We start from the raw sequence: 8,234 nt of genomic DNA on the forward strand, positions 1-8,234 counted from the left end.
GCCGGGGTAGAGCGTCACCTGATGCCCCGCCAGCTCCAGGGCCAGCGCCTGGTGCGCCGCCGTCACCCCCGAACCGCAGTAGACCCCGACCGGCTCGCGCCCGTTCGCGCCCAGCGCGCGGAACCGCTCCACCAGCTCGGCGACCGGCAGGAAGTGCCCGTCCGCGCCGACGTTCTCGAAGGTCGGCGCGCTCAGCGCACCGGGGATGTGGCCGGCCCGCGAGTCCATCGGCTCCACCTCGCCCCGGTAGCGCTCGGCCGCGCGCGAGTCCAGCAGCAGGCCGGTGCGGGCCAGCTCCGCGGCCGCGTCCCCGTCCAGCGTGGGCAGCTGGCCGGGGACCGGCTTGAAGTCGCCCTCGCCCGGCGGCGGGACCTCGGTGGTCACCGGCTGCCCGGCCGCCTGCCAGGCGGCGATGCCGCCGTCCAGCACCCGCACCTGCGGGTGGCCGGCCCAGCGCAGCACCCACCAGGCCCGCGCGGCCGCGGTCGCCGGGGCGGAGTCGTAGACCACCACCGGGTACTCGGCCCGGACCCCGGCCCGGCGCAGCGCGGTGCCCAGCAGCTCGGCGTCCGGCAGCGGGTGCCGGCCGCCCTGGCCGGGCGGGCCGGGGGGCGCGGAGAGCTGCTGGTCCAGCTCCAGGAAGTACGCCCCCGGCAGGTGGCCGGCCAGGTAGTCGTCAATGCCGGGCGGACCGCCCAGCTGCCAGCGGATGTCCAGCAGGACCGGCGGGCGCTCGCCGGCCAGCTCAGCGGCGAGTTCGGCCACGGAGATCAGCGGAGAAGTCTTGTCCATGGCCGCCATTGTGCTGCTTCCGGCGGCCGCCGCGGGCGCGGTCGGCCCCCGTTCGGCCCCGTTCGGTCGCCCGGTGGCGCTGCGTGGTCCTTTGTGCGCTCTTTGCCATGATTTCCGCGCGGTCGCCCCACCCGCCGCGCGGTCAGGTGGGACCATCTGGAGCCTGGGGCCCGCGCCGCCGGGCCGGGTGCCCCGCGAGGAGGCTGTGATGACTGCGGTGAAGGTCCGGGTGGCACACGGCTCGCCCTGCTGGGTGAGCCTGATGGTCCACGACCTCGAACGCGCCAAGGCGTTCTACGGGCCCTTGCTGGGCTGGGACTTCACGCCCGGGCCGACCGAACTGGGCTGCTACGTCCGGGCCACGCTCGGCGGGGCCAAGGTGGCCGGCATCGGGGTGACGCCGCGGGAGCCGGCGCTGCCCGTCGAGTGGACCACCTACTTCGCGGTGGACAGCGCCGACGCGGTCTCCCAGCGGGTGCGCGAGTGCGGCGGGACGGTGGCGGTCGGCCCGCTGCAGTCCGAGGGGGCCGGTCGGCTCGCCGTCGCGGCCGACCTCTCCGGCGCCTTCTTCGGGCTCTGGGAGGGCCAGGACCACCTCGGCTGGGAGGTGGTCGGCGAGCCCGGCGCGCCGGTGTGGAACGAGCTGGTGACCAACGACGAGCCGCTCGCCGCCGCGTTCTACGGCTCGGTGCTGGGTCGCACGGTGGTGGAGGCCGAGCCCTCGGCGGTGGCCCGCGGCGAGGAGGACGCCACCCTGCAGGTCGAGGGGCACCCGGTCGCCGGGATCAAGCAGACCACCGACCTGCGCGACGGCCCGCCGCGCTGGCGGGTCTACTTCGCGGTCGAGGACGTCGACCTGGCGGTGCGTCAGTGCCTGCGGCTGGGCGGCGCGCTGCTGGTGGAGCCGTACGACACCCCGTACGGGCGGGTCGCGCGGCTGGCGGACCCGGAGGGCGGGCGCTTCTCCGTGGTGCGGCTGCCCTGAGCCGGCGGGCCGAGACGGGTGGTGGGGCGAGCGGTGATCCGTCTCAGTGGTGCTCGAAGGGCAGCACGTCCGGCGAGAGCGCGGCGGCCCGGGCGGTGGCGGCGGTGAGCCGGCGCCGGTGGTGGCGCCGGCAGAGCACCTCGTAGCCGACCTCGTCCTCACTGACCGCCACATCCCCGACCACCACCTGCGGCCCCTCGACCACCATGACGCCGCCCACCGTGCGGGCGTTGTGGGTGGCCCGGGCACCGCACCAGCAGAGCGCCTCGACCTGCAGCACCTCGACCCGGTCGGCCAGTTCGAGCAGCCGCTGGGAGCCGGGGAAGAGCCGGGTGCGGAAGTCGGTGGTGATCCCGAAGGTGAAGACGTCGACACCGAGCTCGTCGACCACCCGGGCCAGCTGGTCGACCTGCCCGGCGGTGTAGAAGTTGGCCTCGTCGCAGATCAGGTAGTCGACCTTGCCGCCCGCCGAGAGCAGCTGCACCACGTAGTGCTGGAAGTCGAAGCCGTCGGTCACCTCCACGGCCTCGGCGCGCAGGCCGAGCCGGCTGGAGATGGTGGAGGCGCCGGCCCGGTCGTGGCGGGCGAAGATGATCCCCTGCCGGCCGCGGGCGGCGTGGTTGTGGTTCATCTGCAGCGCCAGCGTCGACTTGCCGCAGTCCATCGTGCCCGAGAAGAACACCAGGTCAGCCATGGGTGGAGCGTGGGCCTTTCGTGAGCCGGACGGTCGCCGTGCGCGTCGGGGGACGCGCCGCGGGACGCATCAGGCGCGGACTTCGAGCAGCGGGACGAGCTGTTCGACGGGGGTCATCGAGCCGTGCAGCCCGACCATCGCGGACTCGCCCGGCTCACTGCGCGAGGCGGTCACCGCGACGTCGTCGCGGGCGGCGGCGACCACGTCGCCGATCCGGTGGTAGACCCGGTCGTCCACCGCGGGGCCGAACCAGCCGGCCTCGATGGCCTGGTCGCGGGTGGCCACCCACATCCGGTCGCCGAGCACCTCGCTCCAGACCGTGTGGACGTCGGCCGCCGCCCCCGGCACCGCGTAGACGTGCCGGGCCCGGCCCTCGCCGCCGAGCAGCGCGACGCCGGCGCCGAGCTCCCAGTCCTCGTCGAAGTCGATCCGGTTCTCGGGCGCGATGTCGATCATGCCGTGGTCGGCCGTGATGTACAGCGCCGAGCGCGGCGGCAGCTGCTCGGCGAGCCGCTGGGCCAGCCGGTCGACGGTGTTCAGCATCATCCGCCACTCGTCCGAGGCGACGCCGTAGCGGTGGCCCATGCCGTCCAGCTCGCTGACGTAGGTGTACACCAGCGCCCGGTCGGAGGCGGCGAGTTGACTGGCCGCCAGGTCCATCCGCTCCTCGCCGGTGGTGCGGCCCAGGAACTGGCCGCCGGAGAGCGCGATCCGGGTCAGCGGGGTCTGGGCGAAGAGCGGCGAGGAGACCTGGCTGGCCGCCACGCCGGCCGCGTGCACCCGCTCGAAGACCGTCGGGTAGGGCTGCCAGGTGCGCGCGTCCACCGGCGGCTGCCAGCGCAGCTGGTTCATCAGCTGGTTGCGGCCCGGGATCGCCACCGTGTACCCGGCCAGGCCGTGCAGGCCGGGCGGCAGGCCGGTGCCGACCGAGGCCAGCGAGGTCGCCGTGGTGGAGGGGAAGCCCGCGGTGATCGGGCGCCCGCTGCCGCCCAGCGACCCGGCCAGCAGCGAGGTCAGGAACGGCGCGTAGGCGGGATGGCGGCGGATCAGCTCCCACCCCATGCCGTCCACCAGGAAGACGCAGACCCGGTCGGCGGGGGCCAGCGGCAGGATGCCGGTGAACCCGGGCACGCCCATGCCCGCCGCCACCGTGGGCAGCAGGTCGCAGAGAGAGCCGCTGCCGTAGCCGGGGGCGGGCGCGTCGGCGGGGTCGAGGAGTTCGAAGTCGTCGTAGCCGTAGGGCGGGTGCGTCATCTGCCGGTACCGGACCCTCAGGCCCTGCTGATGGCGGCTTCGGACAGCGCCCGGGCGAAGACCAGCGCCTGGGCCACCGTCTCCGGGCCGTCCCCCGCCTCGCTGACCCGAAGTGACAGGTCGTCAGCGGTGGCCGAGCCGGTGTACCCGTGGTCCGCCTCGCAGTTGGGGTCCGAGCAGCCGGCCGGCTCCAGGTCGATCCGCTGCACCGCGCCCCAGCCGATGGTCAGCACGACCTCGCGCGGCAGGGTGCCGGGGGTGTACGTCTCCGGGTTGGCGACCATCCGGCTCAGCACCACGGAGCCGATCCGGTCCAGCCGCACGCTCTCGGTGGAGGTCGTCGCGTACGGCACCGGGCTGGTGGCGTCGGCGGCCTGCTCGTCGGTGTGGCTCACCACGAACCGGGTCGAGGTGAGCACCAGCACGGTCACGTGCCGGCGCACCTCGTTGGCGTCGAAGGTGGTCTCCTGGTGGACCAGGTAGGAGGTGATCGGCTCGGGGCCCACCGCGGACTCCACGGCCTCGGACACCAGCGCCGGGTAGTAGCCGCTGCGCTCGATCGCCGAGCGCAGGTCCTGCGTGGTGGTGGTACCGGTCTTCGCCATAACTCCATCCTGGCATGCCCCGCCGACGCAGCGGGCTGGACTGCGCCGGACATCCGCGTCGGCCGCCTCACTGACCGCCCCCCGGACGGGCGCAACCCAGGAAGGCTACAGGGTGCTCATGCTGCGCGGGCCCAGATCACTGCGGGCCGGCAGCGGGGCGATCCGCACCCGGGCCCCCAGGATCGCCAGCCCGTGCGGGCCCACGACCACCGGTTCGAGGTCGACCGCGGCGACCTCCGGAAGATCGTCCGCCAGCTGGGAGACCCGCAGCAGCAGTTCCTCCAGGGCGGCGGTGTCCACCGGGGCGGCGCCGCGCCAGCCGAAGAGCAGCGGGGCCGCGCGCACCTCGCGCACCAGCGCCGCCACCTCCAGGTCGGTGGCCGGGATCAGCCGGTGCGCCACGTCACCGAGCAGCTCGGCCGGGGCGCCGGCCAGGCCGAAGGAGAGGATCGCGCCGACCGCCGGGTCGACGCTCGCGCCGATCACCGTGTCCACCCCGCGCGCGGCCATCCGCTGGACCACCGGCTCGGACCGGGCCGGGCCGCCGAGCAGGGCGGACAGCTCGCGGTAGGCGCGGCGCAGCCCCTCCTCGTCGGTCAGGTCGAGCCGCACGCTGCCCAGGTCGGGGCGGTGGCGCAGGTGCGTGGCGGTGGCCTTGAGGGCCACCGGGTAGCCGAGCGCGGCGGCCGCGCGCAGGGCCTGCTCCTCGTCGGGGGCGGGCAGCGCGCGCTGCACCTCGATGCCGTAGTGGGCCAGCAGCGCGGCCGCCTGCGGATCGGGCAGCGTGAAGCGGGCGCCGCCGGGCTGGGTGCGGGCCGCGGCCGCGGTGCGGGTGTCCAGCGCCTCCTCGACCAGCCGGCGGGCGGCCGCGGTGTCGATCCCCTCCAGTTCGGGCACCCGGGCGGTCTGCTCGGCGGCCTCCGTGGTGCGCCGCCACGCGCCGTAGCGCACGGCGTGGGCCAGGGCGCGCACCGCCCGCTCGGGCGCGGGGTAGGCGGGCAGGGCCTCCTCGTCGGTGCGCAGCACGGCGGGCAGGTCGGTCAGCGCGAGGTGGGTGAGCAGCAGCGGCTTGCCGAGCCGGCGGGCGCCGGCCGCGGCGGCCAGCAGGGCCTCGGTGAGGGCCGGGTCGGTGTGCGGCACCGGCGCCTCGCCCGGCCGGCCGGCGCCCGAGGTGGTGATCGGCGGGATCGCCACCGCGATCACCGCGTCCACCGCGGTGTCGGCGAGCGCGGTCTCCAGCGCGACCCGGAAGTTCTCGCCGGTGGCCGCCGTGGTCAGGTCCACCGGGGTGCGCGGGCGCAGGCCGGCGCTGAGGCAGGCGTCGTGGGTGAGCAGGCCCAGCGAGTCGGAGTTGCCGACCACCGCGACCCGGTCGCCGCCGGGCAGCGGCTGGTGGGCGAGCAGCTCCCCGGTGTCGAAGAGCTCGGTGATGGTCTCCACCCGGATCACCCCGGCCTGCTGGAAGAGCGCGTCCACGGTGGCGTCCTGCAGCCCGCTGGCGGTCGGCGGCACCGCGTGCCCCGGCGGCAGGCTGCCGGTGTGCCGGGCCCCCTTGACCACCACGATCGGCTTGACGGCGGCCAGCCGGCGGGCGATCCGGGTGAACTTGCGCGGGTTGCCGAAGGACTCCAGGTAGAGCAGCACCACGTCGGTGGCCGGGTCCTCCTCCCAGTACTGCAGGAGGTCGTTGCCGGAGACGTCGGCGCGGTTGCCGACCGAGGCGAAGGAGGAGACGCCGAGCCCGCGCCGGTGGGCGGCCTCCAGCAGCGCCACCCCGATCGCGCCGGACTGGCAGAACAGGCCGAACCGCCCGGCCTGCGGGAGGGCGGGCGCGAGCGAGGCGTTCAGCGGGTGCTCGGCGGCGGTGTTGAGCAGGCCGAAGGCGTTCGGGCCGATCACCCGCATGCCCGCCGCGCGGGCCTGGCGGACCAGCGCGCGCTGGCGCTCGCGGCCGGCCGGCCCGGTCTCCGCGTAGCCGGCGGTCACCACCACCAGCCCGCGCACCCCGTGCGCGCCGCACTCGGCGACCACCGAGGGGACGGCCGAGGCGGGGACCGCGATCACCGCCAGGTCCACCGGGCCGGGGATCTCCAGCACCGAGCGGTGCACCGTCTCGCCCTCCAGCACGGTGCCGGGCGGGGCGGACCGGTTCACCGCGTACAGCGGCCCGGTGAAGCTGCCGCGCAGGGCGCGCAGCAGGACCCGGCCGGCCGAGCGCTCGGTGCGCGAGACGCCGATCACCGCCACCGAGCGGGGCGACAGCAGCCGCTGGACCGAGTGGGACTCGGCGCGGTGCTCCCGGGCGCGCATCACGGCGAGCGAGGCGGCGGTGGGCTCGAGGTCGAACTCCAGGTGGACCACGCCGTCGGCGAAGCTGCGCTGCTGGGTGTAGCCGGCGTCGGTGAAGACCTTGGTCATCTTCCGGTTCTCCGGCAGCACCTCCGCGACGAACCGGCGGATCCCGCGCTCCTGGGCCACCGCCGCGATGTGCTCGAGCAGCGCGGAGGCCACCCCGCGGCCCTGGTGGGCGTCCTGCACCAGGAAGGCCACCTCGGCGTCGGTGCCGTCCTCGCTCGGGCGCCCGGTGGCGTCGATCCGGTCGTAGCGGACGGTGGCGATGAAGCGGTCGCGGACCACGACGGCCAGGGCCACCCGGTTCACGTAGTCGTGGTGGGTGAAGCGCCGCACGTCCTTGTCGGAGAGCCGCGGGTAGGGGGCGAAGAAACGGAAGTACTTCGACTGGTCGGAGACCTGCGCGTAGAACTCGACCAGGCGCTGCGCGTCGGCCGGGGTGATCGGCCGGATCCGCGCGGTGCCCCCGTCGCGCAGCAGGATGTCGGCCTCCCAGTGCTGGGGATAGCCCTGGTCGTCGGCCTGGGGGTGGTCCACACGCGCCAGGCTATCGGGCGGCGGGGCGGATGGCGCCCGGGATGCGGGCCCGGCAGGGTGTGCCGGGGCGGGCCGGGGCGCGGCGGCGGGGCGGGCCGCCCCCGGGCGGACTCGGTTGCTTCCCACCCGTGCCAGAATGGTCTAGACAACATGTCTGCAAGCAGCACCACCTGAAAGGCACGTCTCATGGCTGAGCGCCGCGTCACCATCGGTTGGCCCGAGGGCCTGCACGCCCGTCCCGCCTCGGTCTTCGTCCGGGCGGCCACCGCCGTCGGCGTGCCTGTCACCATCGCCAAGAACGGCGGGAACCCGGTCAACGCCGCCTCCATGCTGGGCCTGCTGGCGCTCGGCGCCGAGGGCGGCGAGGAGGTCGTGCTGGCCTCCGAGGCCGAGGGCGCCGAGGGTGCGCTGGACCGCCTGGCGGCCATGGTCGAGCAGGGCCTGGACGAGCTGCCCGCGGCCTGAGGCCCGGCTCGAGGCCCGACTCGAGGCCCGGCTCGACGTCCGGCTCGACGCCCGCCCGCGCAGGGGTGCTCCGCTTCGGCGGGGCACCCCTCCGGCCTGTCCGCGGTCCGATGCGCGCACTCTCCTGCGCGGCCGGCCGATGGCTGGGACCCTGGGCAGATGAACCGTCAGGAGCTGACCCGCCTCGCTCACACCCATCACCCCGTCGCCGCCCCGCTGAGCGACGAGAGCGTGGCCGCGCTGCTGGCCCGGGCCGTGCGGCGCGGCGACGAGCGCCTGCTGGAGCTGGGCTGCGGCCCGGCCGCCTGGCTGCTGCGCGCCCTGGTGGCGCACCCCGCCGCGACGGCCGACGGCCTGGACACCGACGCGGCCGCCCTGACCCTGGCCCGGCAGGCCGCCGAGCAGCTGGGAGTGGTCCGCCGGCTGGGACTGCACCACCGCCCGGCCGCCGACTTCACGCCGCCGCGGCCCTACGACCTGGTGCTCTGCGTCGGCGCGAGCTGGTCGCCGCCCACCCGCACCCGATCCGCGGTGGCAAGCAGCCGCGCAT

Annotated in this window: 8 protein-coding genes; 3 read left to right on the plus strand and 5 right to left on the minus strand. The window is 75.6% G+C overall.

Annotated features, from left to right (window positions below):
- The coding region (locus ABD323_RS37770; protein WP_425556302.1) for a sulfurtransferase at positions 1-792 on the minus strand (792 nt) is incomplete at its 3' end.
- Between the two features lie 208 nt (positions 793-1,000).
- On the opposite strand from ABD323_RS37770, the gene ABD323_RS37775 reads away from it, so the two are divergent.
- A complete protein-coding gene (locus ABD323_RS37775) occupies positions 1,001-1,777 on the plus strand; it encodes a VOC family protein (RefSeq protein ID WP_344446626.1) in 777 nt (258 codons plus the stop codon).
- A gap of 43 nt (positions 1,778-1,820) precedes the next feature.
- Here the strand turns inward: ABD323_RS37775 and ABD323_RS37780 are convergent, their stop codons facing one another.
- From ABD323_RS37780 to ABD323_RS37795, 4 genes are all read right to left on the minus strand, one after another.
- On the minus strand, positions 1,821-2,471 hold the full coding sequence (locus ABD323_RS37780) for a thymidine kinase (RefSeq protein ID WP_344446627.1): 651 nt from the start codon (positions 2,469-2,471) through the stop codon (positions 1,821-1,823).
- A 69-nt stretch (positions 2,472-2,540) separates the two neighbouring features.
- Entirely contained in the window at positions 2,541-3,725 is a 1,185-nt protein-coding gene (locus ABD323_RS37785; RefSeq protein WP_344446628.1) for an alkaline phosphatase family protein, read from the minus strand.
- Between the two features lie 17 nt (positions 3,726-3,742).
- Positions 3,743-4,330, minus strand: a complete 588-nt coding sequence (locus tag ABD323_RS37790) for a DUF5998 family protein (protein WP_344446629.1) — start codon at positions 4,328-4,330, stop codon at positions 3,743-3,745.
- Between the two features lie 105 nt (positions 4,331-4,435).
- Positions 4,436-7,219, minus strand: coding sequence for a bifunctional acetate--CoA ligase family protein/GNAT family N-acetyltransferase (locus ABD323_RS37795; protein WP_344446630.1), 2,784 nt, complete (start codon positions 7,217-7,219; stop codon positions 4,436-4,438).
- Positions 7,220-7,405: 186 nt separating this feature from the next.
- Here ABD323_RS37795 and ABD323_RS37800 point away from each other — a divergent pair, with 186 nt between their 5' ends.
- Together ABD323_RS37800 and ABD323_RS37805 are read left to right on the plus strand one after the other, a co-directional pair.
- Entirely contained in the window at positions 7,406-7,684 is a 279-nt protein-coding gene (locus ABD323_RS37800) for an HPr family phosphocarrier protein (protein ID WP_344446631.1), read from the plus strand.
- A gap of 159 nt (positions 7,685-7,843) precedes the next feature.
- The coding region (locus ABD323_RS37805; RefSeq protein WP_344446632.1) for an SAM-dependent methyltransferase at positions 7,844-8,234 on the plus strand (391 nt) is incomplete at its 3' end.

The organism is Kitasatospora nipponensis (genome assembly GCF_039528135.1).
Lineage (GTDB): Bacteria > Actinomycetota > Actinomycetes > Streptomycetales > Streptomycetaceae > Kitasatospora > Kitasatospora nipponensis.